General features: G+C 65.8%; 21 protein-coding genes. 16 read left to right on the top strand and 5 right to left on the bottom strand.

Annotated elements, in window-relative coordinates:
• Positions 1-142 precede the first annotated feature (142 nt).
• The 3 genes from FBZ87_RS28250 to FBZ87_RS28260 all read left to right on the top strand — a co-directional run bounded on the left by FBZ87_RS28250 (position 143) and on the right by FBZ87_RS28260 (position 4821).
• Positions 143-2377: a TonB-dependent receptor gene (locus FBZ87_RS28250; protein WP_145613906.1), complete on the top strand. Its 2235-nt coding sequence runs from the start codon at positions 143-145 to the stop codon at positions 2375-2377.
• 141 nt (positions 2378-2518) lie between these two features.
• Complete coding sequence (locus tag FBZ87_RS28255; RefSeq protein WP_145613907.1) at positions 2519-3142, top strand: cysteine dioxygenase family protein; 624 nt, start codon at positions 2519-2521, stop codon at positions 3140-3142.
• Entirely contained in the window at positions 3142-4821 is a 1680-nt protein-coding gene (locus FBZ87_RS28260) for a rhodanese-like domain-containing protein (RefSeq protein WP_145613908.1), read from the top strand. Before FBZ87_RS28255 ends, FBZ87_RS28260 begins: the two co-directional genes overlap by 1 nt.
• A 33-nt stretch (positions 4822-4854) precedes the next feature.
• On the opposite strand, the gene FBZ87_RS28265 is transcribed toward FBZ87_RS28260, so the two are convergent.
• Positions 4855-5847, bottom strand: coding sequence for a zinc-dependent alcohol dehydrogenase family protein (locus FBZ87_RS28265; RefSeq protein WP_145613909.1), 993 nt, complete (start codon positions 5845-5847; stop codon positions 4855-4857).
• Positions 5848-5966: 119 nt separating this feature from the next.
• On the opposite strand from FBZ87_RS28265, the gene FBZ87_RS28270 reads away from it, so the two are divergent.
• Positions 5967-6827 carry a LysR family transcriptional regulator gene (locus FBZ87_RS28270; RefSeq protein ID WP_246134653.1) on the top strand — a complete coding sequence of 287 codons (861 nt, stop codon included), beginning with the start codon at positions 5967-5969 and terminating at the stop codon, positions 6825-6827.
• A gap of 21 nt (positions 6828-6848) precedes the next feature.
• Here the strand turns inward: FBZ87_RS28270 and FBZ87_RS28275 are convergent, their stop codons facing one another.
• Positions 6849-7727, bottom strand: a complete 879-nt coding sequence (locus tag FBZ87_RS28275; RefSeq protein WP_145613910.1) for a nickel/cobalt efflux transporter — start codon at positions 7725-7727, stop codon at positions 6849-6851.
• Positions 7728-7953: 226 nt separating this feature from the next.
• On the opposite strand from FBZ87_RS28275, the gene FBZ87_RS28280 reads away from it, so the two are divergent.
• The 8 genes from FBZ87_RS28280 (at position 7954) to FBZ87_RS28310 (ending at position 13516) form a co-directional block, all read left to right on the top strand.
• A complete protein-coding gene (locus tag FBZ87_RS28280) occupies positions 7954-8229 on the top strand; it encodes a CBS domain-containing protein (protein ID WP_211107285.1) in 276 nt (91 codons plus the stop codon).
• A complete protein-coding gene (locus FBZ87_RS29530; protein WP_246134654.1) occupies positions 8223-8363 on the top strand; it encodes a CBS domain-containing protein in 141 nt (46 codons plus the stop codon). Before FBZ87_RS28280 ends, FBZ87_RS29530 begins: the two co-directional genes overlap by 7 nt.
• A 4-nt stretch (positions 8364-8367) precedes the next feature.
• A complete protein-coding gene (locus FBZ87_RS28285) occupies positions 8368-8994 on the top strand; it encodes a UdgX family uracil-DNA binding protein (RefSeq protein WP_145613911.1) in 627 nt (208 codons plus the stop codon).
• A 195-nt stretch (positions 8995-9189) separates the two neighbouring features.
• Entirely contained in the window at positions 9190-9417 is a 228-nt protein-coding gene (locus FBZ87_RS28290) for a con-10 family general stress protein (RefSeq protein ID WP_040845803.1), read from the top strand.
• A gap of 117 nt (positions 9418-9534) precedes the next feature.
• Entirely contained in the window at positions 9535-10749 is a 1215-nt protein-coding gene (locus FBZ87_RS28295; protein WP_145613912.1) for a zinc-dependent alcohol dehydrogenase, read from the top strand.
• A 200-nt stretch (positions 10750-10949) separates the two neighbouring features.
• Positions 10950-11270, top strand: a complete 321-nt coding sequence (locus FBZ87_RS28300; RefSeq protein ID WP_145613913.1) for a con-10 family general stress protein — start codon at positions 10950-10952, stop codon at positions 11268-11270.
• Between the two features lie 139 nt (positions 11271-11409).
• Entirely contained in the window at positions 11410-12258 is an 849-nt protein-coding gene (locus FBZ87_RS28305) for an SDR family oxidoreductase (protein ID WP_145613914.1), read from the top strand.
• Between the two features lie 82 nt (positions 12259-12340).
• Positions 12341-13516 (top strand): permease, encoded by a 1176-nt coding sequence (locus tag FBZ87_RS28310; RefSeq protein ID WP_145613915.1) that lies wholly within the window; start codon positions 12341-12343, stop codon positions 13514-13516.
• 71 nt (positions 13517-13587) lie between these two features.
• On the opposite strand, the gene FBZ87_RS28315 is transcribed toward FBZ87_RS28310, so the two are convergent.
• Positions 13588-14250, bottom strand: coding sequence for a GNAT family N-acetyltransferase (locus FBZ87_RS28315; RefSeq protein ID WP_186455037.1), 663 nt, complete (start codon positions 14248-14250; stop codon positions 13588-13590).
• 19 nt (positions 14251-14269) lie between these two features.
• On the bottom strand, positions 14270-16558 hold the full coding sequence (locus FBZ87_RS28320) for an Orn/Lys/Arg family decarboxylase (protein WP_342780940.1): 2289 nt from the start codon (positions 16556-16558) through the stop codon (positions 14270-14272).
• Positions 16559-16897: 339 nt separating this feature from the next.
• On the opposite strand from FBZ87_RS28320, the gene ppk2 reads away from it, so the two are divergent.
• The 3 genes from ppk2 to FBZ87_RS28335 all read left to right on the top strand — a co-directional run bounded on the left by ppk2 (position 16898) and on the right by FBZ87_RS28335 (position 20066).
• Entirely contained in the window at positions 16898-17815 is a 918-nt protein-coding gene (gene ppk2 / locus FBZ87_RS28325) for a polyphosphate kinase 2 (protein WP_145613917.1), read from the top strand.
• A 587-nt stretch (positions 17816-18402) separates the two neighbouring features.
• Entirely contained in the window at positions 18403-19773 is a 1371-nt protein-coding gene (locus tag FBZ87_RS28330) for a putative sodium/potassium/calcium exchanger (RefSeq protein WP_145613918.1), read from the top strand.
• Positions 19774-19829: 56 nt separating this feature from the next.
• Positions 19830-20066, top strand: a complete 237-nt coding sequence (locus FBZ87_RS28335) for a DUF2795 domain-containing protein (RefSeq protein ID WP_145613919.1) — start codon at positions 19830-19832, stop codon at positions 20064-20066.
• Between the two features lie 73 nt (positions 20067-20139).
• Here FBZ87_RS28335 and FBZ87_RS28340 read toward each other — a convergent pair whose 3' ends face one another.
• Positions 20140-20745 (bottom strand): cysteine hydrolase family protein, encoded by a 606-nt coding sequence (locus tag FBZ87_RS28340; protein WP_145613920.1) that lies wholly within the window; start codon positions 20743-20745, stop codon positions 20140-20142.
• 800 nt (positions 20746-21545) lie between these two features.
• On the opposite strand from FBZ87_RS28340, the gene FBZ87_RS28345 reads away from it, so the two are divergent.
• Positions 21546-24454: beta strand repeat-containing protein (locus FBZ87_RS28345; protein WP_145613921.1), on the top strand; the 2909-nt coding region annotated here is incomplete at its 3' end.

A 24454-nucleotide genomic window follows, 5' to 3' on the forward strand; every position in this document is an offset into this window, starting at 1 on the left:
CTAACGGCAATGACTGTGATATTGGAAAATATCACAGTCATTTGACGGGCAATCACTAATCACATAAGCAAATCTCGTTTTTATGGAACTGTGAAATACGCGAAACGAATGCTTCCCCATTCGTTTCGCGGAGCACTCTTCCATGGTTCGCCGGGCCTCGTTTTCCCCCGTTGCCGTTTCTTCGTTGCTGCTGGGGATTGCCCTGTGCGCGCTGACGGCATCCGCGTCAGCCCAGACGGTCCCGGCGCCGGTGGCCGAGGTGGCGCCGGACCTGGACACCAGCGGCGGCGGCATCGCCGATATCGTGGTCACGGCGGAAAAGCGCCAGACGCGGCTGCAGGAAACGCCCATCGCGCTGTCGGCCTACACCGGCGACGCCATCGCCGATCAGCACATCAGCACGGTGCGCGACCTGGCGGGCCTGGTGCCCGGCCTGACGGTGCCGCGCGGCGGCATCACCCCGACGACGCAGCTGTTCTTCCTGCGCGGCATCGGTGAGACCGACCCCATCTTCGACCCCGCCATCGCCCAGTACGTGGACGACGTCTACATCCCGCGCTCCATTGCCGCCTCCCCCCTGTTGGCGGAACTGGAGCGGGTGGAGGTCTTGCGCGGGCCGCAGGGCACGCTCTACGGCCGCAACACCAGCGCCGGCGCCATCCGCTACATCACCCGCGACCCGAATGACGAGGTGCGGCTGTCGGTGGACGCCGGGGTCGGCACCTGGGGTGCGTTCGAGACTCACGGCTACGTCTCCGGCCCCCTGATCGCCAACAAGCTCTACGCCAGCCTGGCCTATGGGCATGAGCAGCACGACGGCTATACCCGCGACCCCACCATCAACAAGGACGTGAACGACCTGAACGTGGACAGCGCCCGTGCCAAGCTGAAGCTGCAGGCCACGGACGACCTGGACATCCAATTGACCCTGGATGCCAAGCGCGACCGCTCCACCACCGCCTATTACACGCCCAAAAACCAGCCGGGCGGCGGCTTCGACCCGTCGCTGTCGTTCGCGGAGCCGCAGCCGCAGAACAACTCCAATTCCGGCGGCGCGGCGCTGCGCATCACCCAGGCGCTGGGCGACAAGCTGACCCTGAAGTCCGTCACCGCCTACCGCCTGTTCGGCCAGGCGCCCGTCGTCTACGACAACGACGGCGAGGCGGCGGTGAAGCAGGTGAACTACATCCACTATTACGAGAATGAGCTGACGCAGGAATTCCAGGCAAACGGCAGTTGGGGTCCGCTGGACTTCACCAGCGGCCTGTTCTACCTGCACGAAAATTTCTCCAGCGACCGCAACGGTTTCAGCTATCCCAGCCTGGCCAACCCGCCGCAGGACCAGGTGGGCAACACCAAGACCGACAGCTACGCGGCCTATGGCCAGGGTGACTACCACGTCACCGACAAGCTGACCGGCACGGTGGGCCTGCGCTACACCATCGAAAGCCGCGACTTCACCTACCGGCAGTTTGACGACACGCCGGACGGCACCCGCATTACCGACGCTGCCGGCAATCCCATCGTGCCGGCCACGGCCACCAACAAGGCCGGCGCCTTCCAGACCAAGTCGGATGCCACCTGGTATTCGCTGACGCCCAAGTTCGGCGTGTCCTACCAGTGGACGCCGGACGTGCTGACCTATGCCAGTTATTCCAAGGGCTTCAAGGCCGGCGGCTTCGACAATCGCGCCAGCGCCCTGATCAACGCCCAACTGCCCTATCAGCCGGAAAAGGTCGAGACCTATGAGGTGGGCGTGAAAAGCCAGTGGTGGGAACGGCGGGTGTTGGTCAACCTCGCGCTCTACTACAACGATTACGCCAACCTGCAGGCGACAGCGACGGACCCGGCCACCTTGCGCTCCCGCCGCCTGAACGCGGCGTCGGCCCATACCGAGGGCTTTGAGCTGGAAACCACCTTCCAGCCTTTCGACGGCCTGCGCTGGGACAATTCCGCCAGTTACACCCTGGCGCTGTACGACCAGTTCCCGAACTACGCCGGCATCGGCACCAGCGCCACCGGCAACCGTCTGCCCTACGCCCCGCGCTGGACCTTCCGCACGGCCCCCACCTACACCCTGCCGCTGGCCGTGCCGGGCCAGGCCCAGGTGGGCGTCGACGCCCAGTACCAGACGCTGTCCTACGCCGACGTCGCCAACTCCTGGCAAGTGGCTATCCCGGCGCAATGGAACGTCAACCTGTTCGCCAAATACACGACGGAGGACGAACGCTGGACCTTCTCCGCCACCGTGCGCAACCTGGCCGACCGCCGCCTGCCCCAGGGCGGCAGCTATTCCGCCTCCGCCGCCGGCACGGTCTGGTACTACGTGGAAAGCCCGCCGCGCACCGTGTTCTTCAAGGTGGGGTATAAGCTGTGAGGCGCAGGTCTGCTAAGCTCTCCACCTAGGGCCCACCGGGCCTCAAGCCCACCTTCAGGAAAACTCGATTTCCCCGGCTATGGTCCAACCTCTACGGTTGCTGTCCACCCACCCATTGACGCCACTAGGCGGAGGGACGAGATGAGCGAGACCACCAACCCCGAGGCACCGGCGCGGCTGCGCACCTTTGTCGGCCGGCTGGACGCGATCCTGGACCAGCGCCTGCCAGAGGGCGCGTTGCTGGATCAGGCGCGGGATGCGCTGGCTGAGCTGGTGGCGCAGGACGACTGGCTGCCGGCGGCCTATGCCGAGCCCGACCCGGTGCGCTATCGCCAGTTCCTGCTCTATGCCGATCCCGATGGGCGCTATTCCGTCGTCAGCTTCGTTTGGGGTCCGGGGCAGGAGACGCCGGTGCATGACCACACCGTCTGGGGCCTGGTGGGCATCCTGCGCGGGGCGGAATATTCCCAGCGCTTCGTCGTGGGGTCGCGCGATGAGCTGGTGGCCATCGGCCCCAAGCAGCGCTTGGAGGCTGGGGAGGTGGAGACGCTGTCGCCCCAGGCGGGCGATATCCACCGCGTAACCAACGCCCACCTGGACCGCACCTCCGTCAGCATCCACGTCTATGGCGCCGATATCGGCCAGGTGCGGCGCTGGGTCTACCCGGCGGAGGGACCGCGCAAGCCCTTCATCTCCGGCTACAGCAACGCCGGCGCCACCCCCGCCTTCGCCGTCACCCGCACGCCGGCCCTGGAGCACGCCTGATGTCCTTCGCCCCCTCCGCAGCCGCCGCCGTCCCCCCCGAGGACGTCCGCTTCCATCTGATCGCCCGGCGCGAACTGGCCCTGCTGGACGTGCGGGAGGAGGATCCCTACGCCCAGGCCCATCCGCTGTTCGCCGCCAACCTGCCCCTGTCGCGGCTGGAGCTGGAGGTGCTGGACCGCGTGCCCCGGCGCGATACCGCGATCGTGCTGTATGATGCGGGGGAGGGGCTGGCGGAGCGGGCAGCGGCCACACTGGGGGCCTTGGGCTACACCAACGTCCGCCTGCTGGCCGGCGGCCTGGAAGGCTGGCGTGCCGCCGGCTACGAGATCTTCCGCGACGTGAACGTGCCGTCCAAATCCTTTGGCGAATTGGTGGAGACGGAGGCGCACACGCCCTCGCTCAGCGCGCCGGAGGTCAAGGGCCTGCTGGATGAGCAGGCGGACGTGGTTGTGCTGGACAGCCGGCGGTTTGAGGAATACCGCACCATGAGCATCCCCACCGGCACCAGCGTGCCGGGGGCGGAGCTGGTGCTGCGCGCCCGCACTCTGGCACCCGACCCCAGCACCACCATCATCGTCAATTGCGCCGGCCGCACCCGCAGCCTGATCGGCGCCCAGTCGCTGCGCAACGCCGGGGTGCCCAACCCCGTCTACGCGCTGCGCAACGGCACCATAGGCTGGACCCTGGCCGGCTTTACCCTGGAGCATGGGCAGGAACGCCGCTTCGGTGCGGTGGACAGCGCGGCTCAGGAAGCGGCCCGTACGGCAGCCCGCGCCGTGGCCTATCGCGCTGGTGTGCGCCGCCTGTCTTACACCCAGCTGGAGGCGCTGGAGGAGCCGGGGCGTACCCTCTACCGCTTGGACGTGCGCACGCCGGAGGAGTATCAGGCCGGGCATCTGCCCGGCTTCCGCGGCGCGCCGGGCGGCCAGCTGGTGCAGGAGACGGACCATTCCGCCCCGGTGCGCGGCGCCCGCATCGTGCTGTTCGACACCCTGTCGGTACGCGCGGACATGAGCGCGTCCTGGCTGGCCCAGATGGGGTGGGAGGTGCTGGTGCTGGACGACGTTCCCACGTCCGCCCTGACCGCCACGGGGCCGTGGCGGCCCACTCTGCCGCCGGTGCCGGCTGCGGAGGCCATACCGCCCACTCATCTGGCGCGGCTGCTGGCGGCCAATCTACCGAATGGGGGCGGCGTCACCCTGTTGGATGTGGGCCCCAGTCCGGCCTATCGGCGGGGCCATGTCCCGGGGGCCCGCTTCATCATCCGCGCCCGGCTGGCGGCGGACCTGCCGGCGGCGGCGCGCCAGGGCACCATCGTCGTGACCTCCCTCGACGGCGTCGGCGCCCGCTTCGCCGCCGTTGACATCCAGGCCCTGACGGGCCGGCCGGCATTGGTGCTGGACGGGGGCACGGCCGCATGGACGGCCGCCGGCCTGCAGCTGGAAACCGGGGAGGGCGCCTACCTGTCCGCCCCTGATGATGTCTACCGCCGGCCCTATGAGGGCACTGATAACGCGGTGGAGGCGATGCAGGCCTATCTGGATTGGGAGTACGGCCTGGTGGGCCAACTGCGCCGCGATGGCACCCACGGCTTCTTCGTCATCCCACCCTCGCGTGAGGCCCACGACACCCCTGAATCGCTGTCGCCACATTTGGCCCATGAAGGGCACGGACGCTGACAGCGGGCCGGCGCCGCCCTTCAGCCGCCCGTCTCAGGCGATCGAGACGACGATCTTGCCCTTGGCGCTGCGGTCGGTGATAGCGGTGTGGGCCCCGGCCGCGCTGTCCAGGGTGTAGGTGCGCGGGTCCAGGCGGGGCAGCAGCTTGCCGGCCTCGATCAGGGTGGTGACCTGCGCCAGGATTTCGCCATGGTGGGCGCGGTCCAAGCCGGTCAGCAGCGGCGCCAGGGTGAAGACGCCGGAATAGGTCGCCCCCTTGAAGGACAGGGGCGCCAGGGGATGGCTGCCCCAACCCAATGCACTGACCACGTGGCCGAAGCGGGCCACCGCCTGGAAGGACGCATCCAGCACCGCGCCGCCGTTGGTGTCGTACACCAGTTCGAAGCCTTTGCCGCCCGTCAGCCGGCCCACATAATCCGCCACCGTTTCGGTCGCGTAATCGATGGGCGTGGCCTCGAGGCTGCGCACATATGCGGCATCCTCGGCGCTGGCCGTGGCATAGACCTTGGCCCCCAGGGCGCGACCGATCTGCACCGCCATGTGGCCGACACCGCCAGCGCCGCCCTGGACCAGCAGGGTCTGTCCGGGCCGCACCTTGGCGCGGTCCACCAGCCCTTCCCAGGCCGTAATGGCCACCAGCGGCAGGGCGGCGGCCTCGCGCATCGTCAGGTTGGCCGGCTTCAGCGCCAGCAAATCGGCATCGACCGCGGCGTACTGGGCGAGGGAGCCCTGGAGCCCGCCCACGCCGCCGGTCATGCCGTAAACCTCGTCACCCGGGCGGAAGGTGGTGACGCCGGGGCCCACCGCCTCGACCACGCCGGCCAGGTCCAGGCCCAGGACGGCGGGCAGGGGGTGGCGGGCATGGGCGGCGGCGCCGGCCCGGATCTTGGTGTCCAGCGGATTGACCCCGCTGGCCTGGATGCGGACCAGCACCTGGCCTGGGGCCGGCTGGGGGCGCGCGACGTCGGTGATGCGGAAGGGGCCGTTCTGCGTCTCGACGATCGCGGCCTTCATGGTGGTTGTCATGGCGGTCTGCTCCGGTTCGGGGGCGCCTTCATCGGCGCCAACAAACGTTGCGCCCAACCGCGATGCATGGAAATCTTAAGAAATGTACGAATGTCATGCAGTTTTGTTTGGGTGAGCTTATGCGTGTCCTGGAGTGGAGTGACCTGCCCATCTTCCTGGCCATCGCCCGGGAGGGTACCTTGGGCGCCGCCGCCCGTAAGCTGGGCCAGACGCAGCCGACCATGGGCCGGCGCCTGCGCGCGCTGGAGGAGGCGGTGGGTGCTGCCCTGTTCCAGCGCACCAGCGACGGCTTCGTCCTGACCGATGAGGGACAGGCCATGCTAGGTCCCGCCCTGCGCATGGAGGAGGAGGCGCTGGCCCTGCAGCGCCAGCTGGCCGGCAGCGTCGGCGGGCTGGAGGGCATGTTGCGTGTCTCCTGCTCCGACTGGTTCGGGGTGGCGATGCTTTCCCCCGTGCTGGCCGAATTCGCCGGCATGCATCCGGCCGTGGTGGTGGAATTGCTGACCGACCCGCGCCTCTACAGCCTGCCACGGCGTGAGGCGGATTTGGTCATGCGCATAAAACCGTTTGATGAGCCGGAGGTCATCGCCCGCCGGCTGGTGACCATCCCCTATGGCCTCTATGCCAAGCCCGGCCTGTGCAATCCGGTGGCGGGCGATGGTGCGGGTTGCCGGCTGGTGTTGATGGACACGGCGTTCGGCGGCATGCCCGACGTTGGCTGGGTCACCCGCTTGCTGCCCAAGGCCGCCGTGGTGTCGCGCAGCAACAGCCGCGAGGTCCAGGCCCGACTGTGCGCCCTCGGGGCGGGCCTGGCGGTGCTGCCCCGGCCCTTGGGGGACAGCACGCCCGGCATCGCCCTGGTCGATTTGGGCGAGGCGCCGCCCAGCCGCGACACCTGGATCGGCTATCACCGCGACCTGCGGCGCCTGCCGCGTCTGCGGGCGCTGTTCGACCTCATCGTCCAGCGCCTGGCCAATTGAAGGCCTAAGCCCTGTAACCGCTCAGGGCAGGGCGCTCCAACCCTGCCAGCCGATGGAGAGGCCGACCAGGATGATCAGCGCGCCGGAGGCATAGGGCGCCCGGCGGGCCAATACGGCGAAGGCGGCCCCCCAGCGGCGGGAGGCATGGCGCATGCCCAGCGCCGCCACGACGCCCGCGCTGACCATGGTCAGGGCAAGGCCGATGCTGAAGCATAGCACCAGCGCCACGCCGAGGCTGACCTGCTTCAACTGCAGGCACAGCAACAGCACGGTGATGGCGGCGGGGCAGGGGATCAGCCCGCCCGTCAGGCCGAACAGCACGATTTGGCCCGTGGTCACCGTCCGGTTGGCGAAGCGCCGCTGGATGTCGGCGGCATGTGCCAGCTCATGCGCGTCCAGATAGCCGGCGACGCCCAGATCCAGCCCGCCTGCCGTGTGGCGATGGTCGTGAGCGTGGTGGGCGTGATGATCATGGTCGTGCCCGTGATCATGCCCGTGATGATGGTCATGGTGGTGATCATGTCCGTGGCCCTGATGGTGGCCTGCTTCCTCCAGTTGGGCGCGCCGGGTGCGCCACAGCATCCATAGGGCGACGGCGATGATCAGGATGGATGACGCGATCTGGAAATAGGGTTCCGTCGTCTCGGCGTTCCAGCTGCGGCCGAAATGCAGGCCGGCCAGGGCCACGGCCCAGACCACCAGGGTGTGGGACAAGGTGGCGGACAAGCCCAGCAGCACCGCCTGGGAGACGGTGCCTCGGATGGCGATGATGAAGGCCGCCATCATGGTCTTGGAATGCCCAGGCTCCAGCCCATGCAGCGCGCCCAGAAGGATGGCGCTGGGAATAAATAGCCAGGCGTTGCCGGCCCCCTGCTGCAGCAGGTCGGAAAGCGGCGTCATGGGCGGGTGCCGAGGCGATGGGCATGCGTCATGGTGGGCTAAACCTATCCCCCCCGAGGGGATATGGCAAGTCCTCGGCTTGGTGCCGGGAACACCCGCCCGGCCTGGGCGTTGAGGCAGTGAGCCCAGCCCCAGTCCCTTCCCCCAGCCCTTACCCCGCGGATGCTGCCCAGGGATGCCGGTGCGGGGGACGGGCCACATGTCAACCCAGGCGAAGGAGTATGCGATGCGGATCCAGGAAATCATGTCCACCAACGTGAAGCTGGCGACGCCGGACCAGAAGCTGCGCGAGGCCGCGCGGCTGATGTCCGAATGCGACATCGGCGCCATCCCCGTCGGCCAGGGCGATCGCCTGGTCGGCATGATCACCGACCGCGACATCACCATCCGCGGCGTCGCCGAGGGGCGCGGCCCCGACGCCACGGTGGGCGAGGTCATGACCCCGCAGTGTGCTACTGCTACGAGGACGAGGATGTGGAGCAGGTCTGCCACAACATGGTGAACGTGCAGATGCGCCGCCTGCCCGTACTGAACCGGGAAAAGCGCCTGGTCGGCATTGTCGCGCTTGGCGACCTGGCGCTGCGCGCGAGCGCCACCGCCGGTCGGGCCTTGAGCGGTATCTCCCAGCGGGACTGACATCATGGATCGCGACCTGGCCGGTCTCGCGGCCAGTGCCGCTGACTGCCGCCGGTGCGACCTTTACCGCGACGCCACCCAGGTGGTGTTCGGCGAAGGGCCGGTGGACGCCCGCCTGGTGCTGGTGGGCGAACAGCCTGGCGATCAAGAAGACAAGGCCGGCCGTCCCTTCGTCGGTCCAGCGGGACGTGTACTGGACGAGGCGCTGGCGGCGGCCGGCCTGGAGCGGGACGACCTTTTCGTCACCAACGCCGTCAAGCATTTCAAGCATGAGATGCGCGGCAAGCGCCGCATGCATCAGCGCCCCAACCAGGGGGAGGTGGAGGCCTGCCGCTGGTGGCTGGGTCGTGAGGTGGCGCTAGTCCAGCCCGCCGTCATCGTGGCCTTGGGCGCCACCGCGGCCCGGTCACTGATGGGCCGAACCGTCGCCCTGGTGCGTGAGGGGGGCAAGCCCCTGGCCTGGGCCGACGGCCGGCCTGGCATCGCGACATACCACCCCTCCGCCGTGCTGCGAGCCTGGGATGATGCCGCCCGCGCCCGCACCTATGACGCCCTGGTGGCGGCCCTGCGGCAGGCGCGGGGCATGGTGGGAGCCCAAGACAGTAAAAATGGAATAAAGGCCGGAATTTAAGCGGGGCTTGAGCTTGTCTATATTCGGAGCTTGAGCTTATCTATATTTGAAAATGCAGTAAATCTGGGAAAAATCTGGAACCGAGACGGGGTTGGCAGTCTTTAACAGGTATCCAGCGCATGAACCGCGTTGGACGTCTTGGCGCCAACGAATGGACGCCAGGGCTGATATCCCGAAGCAGAATGGAGTGATCCAATGGCTTCCAACACCTCGAACCGCGGCTTCGCGTCCATGGACGACGACAAGCAACGCGAGATCGCCGCCAAGGGCGGCTCCAGCGTTCCGGATGAGAAGCGCAGCTTCTCCCAGGATCATGAGTTGGCCGCCGAGGCGGGCCGCAAGGGTGGCCAAGCCTCCGGCGGCAATTTCGCCCATGATCGGGAACGTGCCTCCGAGGCGGGCCGCAAGGGCGGTCAGCACTAGAGACACCTGCATGCCTGTTCATGAGTGATCGTTCGTGAGTGAGGGGCCGGGCCTACGGGTCCGGCCCCGTCTTTTCCGCCGCACAGGCCTGTCCATTCGACCATAAGGAACCGCCCCATGAAGGCCGTCGTCTTCCACGATATCGGCGACATCCGGCTGGAAGAAGTGCCGGAGCCCCGTATCCAGGACCCCACCGATGCCATCATCCGCATCACCGCCTCCGCCATCTGCGGTACCGACCTGCACATGGTCAGGGGCACGTTCGCGGGCATGCGTCCGGGCACCATCCTGGGGCATGAGGCGGTGGGCGTGGTGGAGGAGTTGGGGCCGTTGGTGCGGAACTTTGATGTCGGCGACCGGGTGGTGGTCGTCTCCACCATCGCCTGCGGGTCCTGCGCCTACTGCCGCGCCGGTTATTTCGCCCAATGCGACGTGGCAAACCCTGGCGGCAAGCGGGCGGGCACGGCCTTTTTCGGCGGCCCCGGACCATCGGGCCCCTTCCACGGGCTGCAGGCGGAAAAGGCCCGCATCCCATATGCCCATGTCGGCATGATCAAGCTGCCGGACGAGGTCAGCGACGACCAGGCCATCCTCATCTCTGACATCTTCCCCACCGGCTGGTTCGGCGCCGACATCGCGGAAATCGAGGACGGCGACACGGTGGCCGTCCTGGGCTGTGGCCCGGTGGGGCAGTTCGCCATCGCCTCGGCCAAGCTGATGAACGCCGGTCGGGTGATTGCCGTGGACCGGCGGGAGGACAGGCTGGCCATGGCACGGCGGCAGGGCGCGGAATGCGTGAACTTCGAGAGCGAGGATCCGGTCCAGACCATTCTGGACCTGACCGGCGGCATCGGTGTGGACCGCGTCATAGACGCAGTAGGCGTGGATGCGGAACATGCGCACGATGGGCCGGTTGCGTCGGCTGCGCGCGACCAGGCGGACCAGAACTTGGCGGATGTGGAGAAGGTGGCGCCCGTGCGGCATCCCAAGGACGGCAACTGGCATCCGGGCGATGCGCCGTCCCAGGCGCTGCAGTGGGCGGTGGAGGCGGTGGCCAAGGCGGGCACCATCGCCATCATTGGTGTTTATCCACCGGCCATGGACCGCTTCCCCATCGGCCAAGCCATGAACAAGAATCTGACCGTCAACATGGGCAACTGCAATCATCGCCGCTATGTCCCGCACCTGGTGGAACTGGTGCGCACGGGCGCCATCGACCCCAGCGCCGTCCTGACGCATGTCGAGCCTATGACCGGGGTTATTGAGGCCTATCGGGCGTTCGACCAGCGGCGAAGCGGCTGGGTCAAGGTGGAGTTAGAGCCGGTCAAGTGAGCGATGTGATAATCAATTCAAGAGATCGTCAAACTATAAGCGAAGCTGCGGCTTAACTATATTTATAATTGCGGCTATTTTTAAATAACGACTGGAACCTCTATAGGCATTCGCGCTTATATGCGGGCGCCGTGAAGAAAAAGCATCCGGCCGATGGGCAGGACCGGGCGCGGCGCATCGCTGACATAAGAGAGGATGTCATGACCAAGGACAGCAACACCCGCGGCCGCGGCTTCGCTGCCATGGATGAGGGCAAGCAGCGGGATATCGCTAGCAAGGGCGGCTCCAGCGTGCCGAACGAAAAGCGCAGTTTCTCGCAGGATTCCGGATTGGCAGCGGCCGCCGGCCGCAAGGGGGGGCGGAACGTTCCCGACGAGAAGCGCAGCTTTTCTCAAAACCGAAGCCTGGCGGCCGAAGCGGGCCGCAAAGGCGGCCAGGCCTCTGGCGGAAACTTCGCCAATGATCCCGCACGCGCGGCCCAGGCGGGGCGCAAGGGTGGCGCCAGCCACGCCCATCGCTGACGGAAGCTGAGCGGTCGTTGGATATCGGCCACGCCGACGGATCTGCCGTCGGCGTGGCCGTCAGTCCCTCTGGAACCCCGCGCCGCACCGCGCAGTTCACTTTCCCCCAGCCGCATGGCCGAATGGTAGGAGCATATCCATGGACGACGCCATCCCCCCACAGCAGCAGAACCACCAGCCGGGCCATGAGCGTGAGATGACGCCGGCCCCGGATTATACCCCGCGCTTTCCCGGCGCCGGCCGGCTGGCGGACAAGGTGGCGCTCATCACCGGCGGTGACAGCGGCATCGGCCGCGCCGTGGCCGTCCTCATGGCCCGCGAGGGGGCCGATGTCGCCATCGTTTACCTGGATGAGCATGAGGATGCGGCCGACACCGTGACGCTGATCGAGGCCGAGGGCAGGCGCGGCCTGGCCATCGCCGGCGACGTGGGATCGGAATCCTTCTGCAAGGAGGCGGTGGACAAGGTGGTGGCCACCTTCGGCAAGCTGGACATCCTCGTGAACAACGCCGCGGAGCAGCACACGGCCGAGGGCCTGGGCGACCTGACGGCGCAGCAGCTGGAGCGCACCTTCCGCACCAATGTCTTCGGTTACTTCTTCATGTCCAAGATGGCGCTGCAGCACATGCAGCGTGGCGGCGCCATCGTCAACACCACCTCCGTCACCGCCTACAAGGGCAGCCCGCACCTGCTGGACTATTCGGCCACCCGTGGCGCCGTGCTGGCCTTCACCCGGTCCCTGTCACAGTTGCTGGTGGAGGCTGGCATCCGTGTCAACGCGGTCGCGCCCGGCCCCATCTGGACTCCGCTCATCCCCGCCTCCTACGACGCGGACAAGGTGGCGGAACATGGCAAGAACACGCCCATGGGCCGTCCCGGCCAGCCGAATGAGGTCGCCTCCTGCCACGTCTTCCTGGCCAGCGATGAGGCCTCCTACATGACGGGGCAGGTCATGCACCCTAACGGCGGCACGGTCGTGAACTCTTAAGCCAGCCTACGGGCGCGCTGGAGACGCGCTGGGGAGGGGACGGATTGCCCCCCGGTTAATCCAAGGAAAGCGGGTGGCTGGCATGGATGAGATATGGCATGCGCTGGCGATGGCATTCGCCATGGGCTGGCAAATGCTGTGGGCGCTGATCCTTGGCTTCTTCCTGTCCGGCGCCATCCAGGCCGTGGTGTCGCATCGGGAGATGGGCCGGCTGTTACCAGACGATCGCGCCCGCAGCATCGCCGTCGCCACTGGCCTGGGCGCCGCCTCGTCCTCCTGCTCCTACGCCGCCGTCGCCGTGGCCCGGACCATTTTCCGCAAGGGCGGCGATTTCACCGCCGCCATGGCTTTCCAGTTCGCCTCCACCAACCTCGTGCTGGAACTGGGCATCATCCTGGCGGTGCTGATGGGCTGGCGGTTCACCGCGGCGGAGTTCGTTGGTGGCCCCCTCATGATCCTGATACTGGTCGTGCTGTTCCGCTTGCTGCTTTCCCGCGGCCTGGTGCAGGCCGCCAAGGCGCAGGCCGAGAAAGGCGTTGCCGGCCGCATGGAGGGGCATGCGTCCATGGACATGGCGGTGACGGAAGGTGGGGGTGTCCTGCGCCGCCTGGTTTCCGCCCCCGGGTTCACGGCCACCAGCCATTACTTCGTCATGGACTGGGTATCGCTTTGGCCGGACATTGTCATCGGCCTGCTCATCGCCGGCGCCTTGGGGGCCTGGGTGCCGAAATCCTTCTGGGAGGGCTTTTTCCTGGCCGGCCACCCGCTGCTGGCCAAATTGATCGGGCCCTTGGTCGGCCCCCTCGTCGCCATCATCGCCTTCGTCTGTTCCGTGGGCAATGTGCCGCTGGCGGCCGTGCTATGGAACGCCGGCGCCAGCTTTGGCGGTGTGATCGCCTTCATTTTCGCCGACCTCATCGTGCTGCCCATCCTGGACATCTACCGCCGCTATTACGGCCTGAAAATGGCGGCCTTCCTGCTGGTCACCTTCTACGTCGCCATGGTGGGCTCAGCCTTGGCCGTGGAGTTCCTGTTTCAGGCGCTGGACCTGGTGCCGGAGCAGCGGACGGCCCAAGTCGTCGCCACCGGCATCAGCTGGAATTACACCACCGTCTTGAACATTGTCTTTTTGGGGCTGGCGGTGGTCCTGGTTTGGCGCTTCATGCGCACGGGCGGGCCGGGGATGATCCGCGCCATGGATGGACCCTCGCCGCACGCCCATCCTGGTGCCCGAGCATCGCATCCACCAAGTGGATGAGGACGCACGGCACATCCAGGGGGCCGGCCAGCACCCCGGCCATGTCACCGCCGCCCCGATTGCCCAAGTTTTTACGGCTTATGGGTGCACTCTTCCTGCCCACCCTCCGGTCCGATGGCGCGCTGCAGCATCACAGTGTCGGTCCATTTCCCAAAGCGGAAGGCCACTGCTGCCAGGTAACCGACCTGGCGGAAGCCGCAGGCCTCATGCAATCGCAGTGAGGCGACGTTGGAACTGTCGACATAGCCGATCATCTGGCGGAAGCCGGCGGCGGCGCATTCCTGGATCAGGGCGGGCAGCAGCGCCCGGCCGATGCCGCGATGCAGGCGGTCGGGATGAATGTAGATCGAATGCTTGACCGTGAACCGGTAGGCGGGGCGCTTGCGGAACAGCACGGCGTAGGCGTAGCCGACCACGACGCCATCGATGGTGGCGACCAGATGGGGCAGCTTGTGCTTGCGCATGTTCTTGCGCCGCGCCTTCAGGTCCTCGATGTCGAACGGTGTCGGTACGAAGGTGCCGAGGTTACCGACGCCATGCCCGATGTGATGCCGGTAGATGTCGAGCATGGCCGGCACGTCCTCGTCATTCGAGTGCCGCAGGACGATGGGCGACGGCAGCGTCCCCAGCGTGGACGAGGCCCCAGGCGTGGACGAGGCCAGGTCCTGGCTGGCGCCAGGATCCTGGTTCATGCTGGGAATGGGCCCGGGAAAGGGCATGGAAGAGTCGGTCATGGCGGACATTCCGGCACGCTCACTCCTGCATCACATAGGTATAAAACCGCATCGACCCATCCGGCTCGATCTTGCGATAGAGCCCCTGCACCTCGTTCTCGAAGCCGGGGAACAGGTTGGCGCTCTGCTCGAACATCTTGAGATAGTCCAGCATGGGCTTGGCCCGCGCGTCCAGGCGCTCGCCCGGGACGATGGTGGCGATGCCCGGCGGATAGACCAGGAACAGGGTGGTGGCGATGCGGCCGTCGATCTCGCTCAGGGGCAGGTAGTCGACCTTGTTGCGCACCAGGCTGCGCGCCGCCTCATGGGGGGGCACCACCATTTCCGGCAGGTGCTCGGGCGCGAACTGCTTCTGCTGCAGTGCGCTGACGTTGATGTCGCGATAGAAGGCGTGCATTTGGGCGCACAGGTCGCGCAGGCGCACGCCCCGGTACCGCTGCGGCCAGCGGGTGACGAAGCGGGGCATGACGTCGTCCAGCAGGGCGTTGTCGTCATGCAGACGCTTGAACGCCGCCAGCGCACTCAGCAGGGTGCCGGCTTTGCTGGACTCCACGCCGGGCGTCAGCAGGAACAGCAGGGAGTTGAGGTCGTTCTTCTCCGGGACGACGCGGTTCTCGCGCAGGTATTGGGCCACCACCGGGGCCGGGATGCCATGGTCGCTGTAGGTGCCCGTCCGCCGGTCGAACCCCGGCGTCAGGATGATCAGCTTGTTGGGGTCGGTCATGGCCAACCCCTCGGTCACATGGCTGAAGCCATGCCAGGTCTCGCCAGGCGAGAAGGACCAGTACCGCGCGTTGGTGGCCAGTTCGTCGGTGCTCAGGCTTTCCCAGGGCACTTCGTGAGCCGTCTCCTCGGGGCCGGAGCCCGGGGGCGAGACGACGTCGGGAATGAAGGGCTCGAAGAACCAGCGGCGCGCGGGATCGGTTTCCTTCTGTTCGTACTCGCGGCGCAGGGCCCGCAGCTTCTTGCGCAGCTCGATGCCCAGCCGGACGGTGTCATCCCAGAGGATGGTGCCGGAGCGCCCCTTCATCATCTGCGCACCCACGTCCAGCGAGGCGAACAGGGGATAGAAGGGGGAGGTCGAGGCGTGCTGCAGGAAACTTTCGTTGAAGCGGCGATGCTCCACCCGGCGCTTCTGGCCCTTGATGTGCCGGTCGCGGACATGAATCTGCGAGGCCTGGGAGAAGCTGGCCAACTGCTTGTGTGTCGACTGCGTGGCGATGATGCCGGGCGCGTCCTCACCCAAATCCTTCAGCCCCATGGCGAAGCGACCGGCATAGAGGGGGTGGAACTTCATGAAGCCGGCCCAGGCCTCATCGAACAGGATGTATTCGCACAGGTGGCCGATCCGGTTCAGGATCATCTCCGCACTGTAGATGGTGCCGTCGTAGGTGCATTGCTCGATGACGGCGACGCGGAAGGGGCGGGGCTTTTTCCACGCCTCGGGATCGCTCACGTGCGGGTTCAGCCGGATCTTCTCCCGGATCGCCGCCTCGTCCAGCGCCTGGCTCTGGATGGGCCCGATCATGCCGTAGCAGTTGCGGTCCGTTTCCAGGTAGATGGGAATGCCGCCGCTGATCAGCAGGGCGCCGTGGTGGGCGGCCTTGTGGTTGTTGCGGTCGAACAGGACCAGGTCACCCTCCGCCACCAGGGCGCCCAGCACCACCTTGTTGGAGGAGGAGGTGCCGTTCAGCACGAAATAGGTCTTCTCCGCCCCGAAGATGGCGGCGGCCTCCTTCTGGGCCCTCAGGGCGGGGCCTTCGTGCGTCAGCAGGTCGCCCAACTCGATGACCGAATTGTCCAGGTCGTCGCGGAACACCGCCTCGCCCAGATGCTCCACGAAAATCTGCCCAATGGGGCTGCGGCTGTAGAAGATGCCGCCGTTGTGCCCCGGGCAGGTCCACAGCTGGTTGCCCTCCTCGGCGTAATCCACCAGCGCGCCGAAGAAAGGCGTCTTCAGCGTGTCGGCATATTTCTTGAGGCGGCTGATCAGGTTGCGGGCAATGAACTCCGGCGTTTCCTCCGACAGGAAGATGTAGCCGTCGATGAAGTCCAGCACCTCCACCGGGATGTCCTCCAGGCGCTTGCGACGGACCAGGATGACGATGGGCATGTCCAGGCCGCGGCGGCGCATCAGGTTGATCAGGGCCGCCGTCTTGCCCTCCAGCCCACGCTTGCCCCAGTCCACCACCATGCAGCCGATGGCGGCGTCGGTCTGGACGGCGATCTCCGCGTCCTCGACCCGCCGCGCCTTGACCACCTCAATGCCGTCGTCCTCGATGGCCGCGATGATTTTCTGAAGCCGCATGCCTTCCAGGTCATCGGCGTCAAAGCCGGGGGCGCAAAGAAGAACAGTGAAACGCTTAAAGAAATCCATTGCCAAGCCATCCTTTGTTCAAAGCACGCTGTCGGATCATTTAATGACAATTACGTGACGGTCTCGCCCCCTACCTTTGGACCGCACCGCAGTATTATCTTAAGCCACAGCGTTTCGCTTAATACAAACACTACCGCATGGCGACCAGGATCAAAGCCATCCGCTCTCGCGGCGGAGTGTTTGTTGCGTCCGTAAGGTCCGCCATCTCGGGCTTTGTCACCAAACTGCAAACGCTTCCAGGTAACCGTTTGGGGACCAGGAGGACGACACATGAACGAACACGACAAGACCGAGATCCGCAGCTGGCTGGACATCGAGCTCGAAGACGATATGGACGAGGAGCTTGAGCAGGCCGTTGACGATGTGCGCATCCCGCCCGAACTGCGCGCCCTGATGGAAAGGCGCCAGAAGAGCACCCTCGACCGTCACACCTATTTCCGCGAGCTGCTGCGTCTTCAGAGCGAGCTGGTGAAGCTGCAGGACTGGGTGCGTTTCAAAGGCCTCAAGATGGTGATCCTGTTCGAAGGCCGCGATAGCGCCGGGAAGGGGGGCGCCATCAAGCGCATCACCCAGCGTGTCAATCCGCGCAGCTGCCGGGTGGTGGCGTTGCCGGCGCCGTCCGACCGCGAGAAGACCCAATGGTATTTCCAACGGTACGTCCCGCACCTGCCGGCCGCCGGTGAGATCGTGCTGTTCGATCGCAGCTGGTACAACCGCGCCGGTGTCGAGCGCGTCATGGGCTTCGCCACAGATACCGAGGTCGAGGACTTCTTCCGCGACGTGCCGGAGTTCGAGCGCATGCTGGTGCGCTCTGGCATCATCCTGGTGAAGTACTGGTTCTCCATCACCGATGAGGAACAGCAGTTGCGCTTCCTCATGCGCATCCACGACCCCATCAAGCAATGGAAGCTGTCGCCCATGGACCTGCAGTCCCGCGTGCGGTGGGAACAGTATACCATGGCTAAGGAGGACATGTTCGCGCGCACCAGCATTCCCGAGGCGCCCTGGCACATCGTGGAAGGTAACGACAAGAAGCGCGCCCGTCTCAACCTCATCTCTCACCTGCTTTCGGTCGTTCCGTATGAGGAGGTCCCGCATGAGCCCGTGACGTTGCCGGACCGGGTGTTCAATCCGAACTACGAGCGGCACACGCTGCCGGCCGAACTGTACGTGCCGCAGCGCTACTGATCGGGGTCCCCTGACCGGAAAGCGGAGACCTGGCCGGGGACCTTGCCCCAGCCAGGCCGTTCTGGCCGTCCAACCGGTATCCGGCCAGGTTCGACAGTAAATCCCTTGAGCGGTGGGCCCTTCAACGCGCCTTCGTCTTGGCGGTACTGAATAATTCCGATAGGCGCGGAACCCCCGCCAAGCTGGATTCTTATATGCCCATGCCGTCATTGACACGGCGGCTTGGCCTCGGCAGTGCCCGGATCGCTGACTGCCTGATCCGGGTTGCCGATGGTGGCTCCGCGATCTCTCCAAACTGCTCTTGGGACAGGCCACGCTGGACCGCCAGCGTGGCCTTTTTTGTATGGCCGTCAGGGCTGACGACGTGGTGAAAAGTAATTAAATGATAACGAAGCGAAAGCGTCGCAATAAAATTGTTTCGAAATCAAATATTTATTCGGATTTCTCATGAAATGAGGGGCGTTGACCGATAAAAATTCACCCTATGCGGAAAAAATGAAGGATCGATTTCCGTCCGGGGGCGTTGTTTGACGGACCGGGCATGGCAGTCACCTGCCCGGCCTATCGGATAAGCCAGGAGGAAATTCATGGCACGAGAACAATACGAGGATCCGCGCCGCCAGTCCCGGGCTCCCCAGGGTGGACGCCGGGATTACAACGATTATGAGGACGATCGCCGCCATGCCCGTGGCCGCGACGATGACGACGATGATGGCTACCGGTCCGGTGGCGGCAGCCGGCGTGGCCATTCCGAAGACGTCGGCCAGGGCGGTTATTTCGGCGATCCGCGCGGCCATTCCGAGATTGGGCGCCGGGGCGGCGAGGTCCGCCATGAGCGGGCGATGCGCGCCCGTCGTGATGAGGAAGGCCATGCGGAGGACGAGGGCCAAGGCGGCTACTTCGGCGATCCGGAAGGGCATTCAGAAATCGGCCGCCGGGGCGGCCAGGTTCGCCACGAACGGGCCATGCGCGCCCGCCGGGACGAATACGGCCACGCGGAGGACGAGGGCCAGGGCGGCTACTTCGGCGATCCGGAAGGGCATTCGGAGATCGGCCGCCGGGGCGGCCAGGTTCGCCACGAACGGGCTATGCGCGCCCGGCGTGACGAATACGGCCACGCGGAGGACGAGGGCCAGGGCGGCTACTTCGGTGATCCGGAAGGGCATTCGGAAATCGGCCGCCGGGGTGGTCAGGTTCGCCATGAACGGGCCGTGCGCGCCCGCCGGGATGAATACGGCCACGCGGAGGACGAGGGCCAGGGCGGCTACTTCGGCGATCCCGAAGGCCACGCCGAGATCGGCCGCCGGGGCGGCCAGGTCCGCCACGAACGGGCGGTGCGCGCCCGGCGTGACGAATACGGCCATGCTGAGGACGAGGGCCAGGGCGGTTACTTCGGCGATCCCGAAGGGCACGCGGAGATCGGCCGCCGGGGCGGCCAGGTCCGTCACGAACGGGCGATGCGGGCCCGTCGTGATGAGGAAGGCCATGCGGAGGATGAGGGCCAGGGCGGTTACTTCGGCGATCCCGAAGGCCATGCGGAGATCGGCCGCCGGGGCGGCCAGGTCCGCCACGAACGGGCGATGCGGGCCCGGCGTGACGAGGAAGGCCACGCCGAAGACGAGGGCCAGGGCGGCTACTTCGGCGACCCGGAAGGGCACGCGGAGATCGGCCGCCGGGGCGGCCAGGTTCGCCATGAACGGGCCCAGCACGCCCGGCGCGACGAGCGCGGCCACGCCGAGGATGAGGGGCAGGGCGGCTATTTCGGTGATCCCGAGGAGCACGCCGAAATAGGCCGCCGCGGCGGGCAGAGCCGCCGGGCCAGCAGCCGGGATGATGAGGACGACGCCCCCGAGCGCAAGACGCGCTCCCGCTCCTCCAGCAGCCGGTCCTCTTCCTCCTCTTCATCGGAAGATGAGGACAAGCCGAAGACGACCCGCCGTCGCAGTAACGTGCATTGATCCTTGAAGGACGGGGCGTTCGCGCCCCGTCCTCCCCTTGGGAAGGGAGAGCAGACATGACGCGAGGACTGGGCGGTCACTCGCCCGCCAATGTGGCCCATTTTCTGAAGGGCATCGATTTTCCGGCCGACAAGCAGGCGCTGATCCGCAAGGCCAAGGAGAATGGCGCGGAGGGTGAGGTGCTGGAGATGCTGGAGGCCATGCCGGACGCCGATTATGAAACGGCGGCCGACGTGATGAAGGGGTATGGTGAGGCGGACGACGGCACCTTCGGATCGCGGCGCAGGCACTGATGGCCTGATGGCATTTACCTGAGCGGGGTGGGCGGATACCGGCGGGGTGTCCGCCCTTCTTATTTCAGGAATATCAATGCGCGAGCCAACCGCTCAGCAGTTCGTCGGTGGTCAGGGTAATGACCTGCTGGGCGAAACGGGTGCGGTACAGTGTCAGCACGGCATCATGCGACGTGTCGACTGAGCTGCAGACGGCATCGGTCACCACGCAGACGGGATAGCCGAGGTCGATGGCATCCAGCACCGTGGCTAGGACGCAGACATCGGTCTCGCATCCGGTGACAACCAGACCATCGGCCCCCCGCTGGCGCAGCAGGGACGCAAGCGTGCTGCGGATGAAGGCGGAATAGACCGGCTTGTCCACCACGGCGGCCGGCGGGCATAGCCGGGCCAGGGGCGCCAGCAACTCCAGGGCGTCGGGGGGGAGATGGTCCCGGGTGGCGTGACGCCAGCGTTCGTAATAAGGACGCCAGGTTCCGGGCATGGTTTCCGGCGTCCGTGGCGGGATGAAGCGGGTGAAAACGGTGCGCGTGGGAAAGCGTTCAGCGATGGCGGCCACCATCGGCAGGATGCGGGGCAGCCAGGGGGTAGGCCAGGGGCCAGCGGGATGTTCCGGTGAGAACAGCCGCTGCATGTCCAGGCAGAGGTGTACGGTGGCTGGCGTCGGCATCCAGTTCATGGCGGCGCTTCCCGATCACATTGGCGACAACGGGCGTGGGCAATGAACCATGTAACGCGGCCCCGCGCCCCTTGAACTCGGCGGGTCGCCAATTGTTCACCGTGACGCGACCGGTTCAGGACGGCCATGCTGAAGCGGCCCTGGCCGGGCCGCGGACCTATGCGCCCAAAGATCGGAGTCGCCGGCGGCGGCCCGACTGCAACCGGCATAATATAAACTAAAGGTTATAATAGACGGTCTTGACCGGGTTTCGGGAGCGGAGGCCAGCTGGTGCATTAGGATAGCTTGTCCCGTTGAGCGGGGTGGCTGTCGGACCGCGGCGCACCCTTGGCCCCGGGGGAAAACGTTTAAAAAGTGGTAAAGGCTTCGCGCAAATGGTCGTCGCATATTGCGGCATTTTTCTCACATTTCGCTACTGCGTACGCAAGGGGTACCGCCAAGTAGCTGGGCCTCACCCATTATTTTATAAGTTGTTATTAAATGTGACGAAATCATACACGAGGAAATGGTTAATCAACATTAACAAATGGGCTTCTTCGCCTTCCCCGATAGTTTAAGCCTCTGAAGATGCAATTGACATGAATTGCCCGACTATCCCAAAAGGTGGTGGCGCGCCTGTCCCCTTTGGATAGGTCAGGAACTTGGGGGCACGGGGCTCCGGGTTCCGGCGCGGAAGAAGGGTTGGGGTGGCAAGAAACGGATTTGGGTGTCGGGCGATGTTCCCCGGCGATACCCCAAAGCCGCCATTTTTGTCTCTCAGCCCGGCGATGGTGCAAACCAGTGGTTGGGAGACAGGTGGCATGGCGAAGCAGGCGGTTACGCGCGGTCAGGGCACGAAGAAGACGCAGCAGGCTTTCCTCCTGGGCGCATCGGCGCTGGCCATCGGCGTGGGCTTGGCCGCACCGAAGTCCGCCTGGGCCAGTGCCTGCGGCAGCTTCTCCACCAATTCCACCATCGGCTCGGCGGCGCACTGCACGGCGTTCACTTGGACGGGCACGGTGGGCACCGTCATCAACAACGGCACGCTGGTCGGCAACAACACCGGCACTTCCAGCAATTACACCGGCTTCAGCATCCAGGGCGGCAAGACCCTGACGGCCTTCATCAACAACAACCTGATCGGCGGCACCGGGACGACAGGCGGAATCGCCGCCATCGTCCTGACGGGCACCCCCACCTACACGACGACCAGCGGCACCATCAGCTACGGCATCAGCGCCTACACCACCATCGGCACCTTCGTGAACAACGCCGCCGGTGTGATCCAGTCGGATGGCGGCTACGGCGCCATCCGGATGATGAATGGCGTGAAGGTCGGCGGCTTCACCAACGCCGGCACCATTCTGGCCAACGGCAACAGCGCCTTGAACCTGACCGGCGTCAGCATCGGCACGCTGACCAACAGCGGCTACATCTACAGCTCCGTGGGCGGCGCCATCGACGTCGACGTCATCACGACAATCAGCACCGTCGGCACCATCATCAACAGCGGCATGTTGAGGGGCAACAGCGGCGGCACCGGTGCCGTGAACGTGTTCGGCGTGGTGGGCTCGGTCAACAACACCGGCACCATCCTCAACGATTCCGGCCCGGGCGTGGAGGTGCGGAACTACGGTGGCTTCGGTCCCACCGCCATCTTCCACAGCCATGTCGGCCAGGACGGTACCCTCAGCACCCTGACCAATTCGGGTCTGATCAGCGGCACCACCGGTGTTTCCATCGGTGCCGGCGGTTCCATCGTCAACCTGACCAACACCAGCATCGGCACCATCCAGGGCGGCATCGTCATTTCCAAGACCAGCGGCAACGCGTCGGTCACACATAACGGCTATTTGGGCACCCTGGCCAACAATGGCGTCATCATCGGCAGCATCGCCACCGGCGGTCTGATCGGCACCCTGATCAACACCGGCACCATCAGCGCCACGGGCAACGCCATCAGCATCGGCACCTCGGGTACTATCGCTGGGCTGAACAACAGCGGCGTGATCAACGGCAACATCGTTAACAATTCCGCCAACACCTTCAGCATCACCGGCGGGACGGGCACGGTCCTCGGCACCTTCACCGGTGCATCGGGCAAGGGCTCGATCATCAACACGCTGAGCAACATCGTAATCACCGGCGGCAACCTGTTTCTGAACGACAATATCAACGTCGGCAGCGGAACGCTGATCAGCCAGGGCACCAACCTGACCATCGCCGCCGGTTCCACCATCACCGGCAATTATTACAACACCCTCTCGAGCAACACCCTGACCACCAGCGGCCTGACGGTCACGGGCCGTGTGACGCTGATCACCGGCACCATCGTCCCGTCCTTCAGCAGTGCGGGAAATTACATCGTCGGCACGGCCGCCAGCCTGATCTATTCGCCCACCGGCATTTCCAACCTCGGCTCGGCCTTCGCCGCCGTGCAGGCCCCCACCGGCGCCCATTTCTCCAACATCGGCGCCAGCGGCACGACGCTGATCTATTACAACCCGCTAATGGATTATGTCGGTGGCGCCCAGGCCTCGGTAAGCGTGGGCAGCACCGTGCTGAACGGCGTCTCCACCATCTATCCGACGGCACTGTACATCGCCAGCACCGGCTCCCTGGGCACGCTGACCAACAGCGGCACGATCCGGGGCAACATCGTCAACTTGAGCGCCAACGACCTGTCCATCCGCGGCGGCACGCTGACCACCATCGGCACGCTGACTGGCTATTCCGGCTCCATCGGCACCATCACCAACACCACCAGCAACGTCGTCCTGGTCTCCGGCAACCTGCGGATCAACGACGTCATCAACGTCGGCACCAACACCCTGGTCAACAACGGCGCCAACGTTACCTTCGGCACGCTGGGTACCATTAGCCTCACCGGCAATTTCGCCCAGACGTCAACCTTGGGCACCCTGTCGCTGGGCACCAACCTGCTGTCCATCTCTGGCGCCGCCAGCATCGCCGGCACGGTGCTGAGCAACTTCACCACCACCGTCAACCACACGGTGGGTGAGGCCATCACCCTGATCTCGGCCGACGGCGGTCTCAACCTCAGCTACGGCACCCTGACCGGCGTGGTCAGTTCCTCCGGCACCGGCATCAACGTGACCGGCACCACGGTCGGCAACTACCTGCTGGCCATGGTGCAAAACTATTACATCGCCGGCACCTACGGCACGATCACCAACACCGGCACGCTGACGGCGGCTTCGGCCGTCTATGTCGCGTCCACCGGCACGCTGGGCGCCGTATCCAACACCGGTGTCATCCAGGGCAGCATCGTCAACAACAGCGTCCGCGACCTGACCCTGCTGGGCGGCAGCGCCGGCACCTTCGGCACCTTCACCGGCCTCACCGGCACGCTGCCGGGCAGCATTGTCAACACCGCCAGCAACGTGACGCTGTCGGGCAACGTCGCGCTCAACGACCATGTCAATGTCACCGGCCACACCCTGGTCAACAATGGCGGCAGCCTGTACCTGGGCTCCATCATCAGCGTCACCGGCAACTACAGCCAGACGGGCGGCACCTTGGCGGAGCTTTCGGCCATCAACGGCGGTGAACTGATCGTCAGTGGCGCGGCCGTGGTCAGCGGCGTCAACTACACGGTCGTGGGCGCCACCGGTGCCTATCACTATCTGCAGGGTCCGGCGGGGGCCACGCCCATCATCGCCGGCGGTGTCGGCTCCAGCTACACCAGCATTACCTACGACAGCGGCGT

The sequence above is a fragment of the Nitrospirillum amazonense genome, from assembly GCF_007828035.1.
GTDB classification, from domain to species: Bacteria; Pseudomonadota; Alphaproteobacteria; order Azospirillales; family Azospirillaceae; genus Nitrospirillum; species Nitrospirillum amazonense.